This window comes from Microcystis sp. M53598_WE2 (assembly GCF_030067735.1).
In the GTDB taxonomy this organism is placed as follows: Bacteria; Cyanobacteriota; Cyanobacteriia; order Cyanobacteriales; family Microcystaceae; genus Microcystis; species Microcystis aeruginosa.
Genome location: NZ_JASJFE010000743.1, coordinates 1 through 1377, shown reverse-complemented (window position 1 = coordinate 1377; position 1377 = coordinate 1). Strand labels below are relative to the sequence as shown.

2 protein-coding genes are annotated in these 1377 nt (G+C 39.8%); one reads left to right on the top strand and one right to left on the bottom strand.

The genetic code is table 11. The features are described from left to right. A partial coding sequence (locus PX636_RS15135; protein WP_288117714.1) for a calcium-binding protein occupies positions 1-300 on the bottom strand: 300 nt, incomplete at its 3' end. A gap of 610 nt (positions 301-910) precedes the next feature. Between PX636_RS15135 and PX636_RS15130 the strand changes: the two genes are divergently transcribed. Next, the gene (locus PX636_RS15130) at positions 911-1132 is read left to right on the top strand and encodes a hypothetical protein (protein ID WP_002766724.1); all 222 of its coding nucleotides are present in this window, start codon (positions 911-913) and stop codon (positions 1130-1132) included. The last annotated feature ends 245 nt before the right edge of the window (positions 1133-1377 follow it).

Sequence of the window (1377 nt, the reverse complement as noted above, 5' to 3'; positions counted from 1 at the left end):
AGTTTCGGGGCCAAGTCCCGAAAAGAGGGTGTCGTTACCCCCATCGCCCCGATAGGTTCCGCCGTCGCCATCGGAGGTGATGACATCATTACCGTCACCGCCGTTGAGGGTATCTATCCCCGCGCCTCCCACTAGGGTGTCCTTGCCCCCATTACCATAGATTAAATCATTGCCAGCACCACCGTTAGAAGTGTCATTACCGTTATCAAGAACGATAAGATCATCGGAGTCAAAACCGTTAGTTGTGTTATTGTCGAGGAGATTGCCGTCAAATATATCGGAAAAAATCGGGTTAACCATTGTCTTTCTTGTCTCCTAAGTACAACTAGACCAATTAACTCGCTTGGATTGTGCGAGCTAACTGTATTTCAGGGGAACGAAAGCTAGGGAACAATAAAAAAATAAAATTGGCTCAAGGTCACTTTACCTTAATCTTGCGACTGATTAAAGATAAAGAATTGAGGACTCATTACCGCCTCTCCACCCAGCCCTAGAGATGGAAACATCTAGATTATGACAGGGAACAACTCACACAACAGGCAAGAGTGGAGAGAACCTTGTCTATTAGATGGCAGACCAATACCGGGATTGTACAGCAAAGAATAGCCAAAAAGTAGTTAGCAAAATAAATCTTAACATTGCCTGAGTTCGGGTTAAACAGATTATCGCCACCCATGAAAATATTCTGATTGACGAATTTGCCTTATTTCTGAACTTCCCCCCTATAAATATAGTAGCTATGGCTAAAAGTCTTACAGAGCTTGAGCTAAAGCAATGTAAAACCAATAAACTACTCTAGATACAGTCAACGGTACAGCCATACTTCCCACTTCCCACTCTTGGTATTAGAGGCACTCCCATAAAGAGGGCTATAATTAATCTTAATAGACAGTCGATCGAGAGCAACAATATGTTAAATGCAGTGGAATTTAAAGCCAAAATCAAACAAGGTATTATCGAAATTCCCGAAGAATACCAACAGGACTTGAGGGAAGACAGCGAAGTTCAAGTTATTGTGATCAAACAAAATAAAAAAATATCAACCACTGGAATCATTGCCCAATTAACTCAAAATCCCGTTGCTGTTAAAGGTATTCGTCAATTAAATCGGGAAGAAATTCATCAGCTATAATTATGACCAATTCTCTTTATTTTTGTGATTCTAACATCTGGCTATACCGTCTTTTAATAGACCCAGAGTGTAACGATGCTGAAGAAATGCGAAAACACAATCTAGCGACCGCTTTAACTAGCAGGTAAAATATCTTAATCAGTACGCAAATTATTAATGAAGTTTGCGCTGTTTTATCCAAAAAAGCTAAAATAAGTGAAATTCAAATTAGACAAATTATCCAAGAATTTTACGATGGATGTGTT